Genomic DNA, 210 nt, shown 5'->3' with positions numbered 1-210 from the left:
GGTTTGCGGTACGGGCACCTTCTCCTGGCTAGAGGCTTTTCTTGGCAGTCTGAGATCATGACCTTCGCTACTGTAATTTTCGCTCCCCATCACAGCCCAGCCTTAACGATGTGCGGATTTGCCTACACACCAGCCTCACTGCTTAGACGGACATCCATCGGTCCGCGTCACTACCCTACTGCGTCACCCCATCGCTCATAGCGGATTACG

Annotated in this window: 1 rRNA gene; it reads right to left on the bottom strand. The window is 55.2% G+C overall.

Annotated features, from left to right (window positions below):
- Positions 1-210: ribosomal RNA gene (locus LCF57_RS18230) — 23S ribosomal RNA — on the bottom strand; the annotation flags it as partial.

Origin of the sequence: Paenibacillus sp. BJ-4 (assembly GCF_020404765.1) — a bacterium.
In the GTDB taxonomy this organism is placed as follows: Bacteria; Bacillota; Bacilli; order Paenibacillales; family Paenibacillaceae; genus Paenibacillus.
This window is presented reverse-complemented; position numbering and strand designations above follow the sequence as displayed.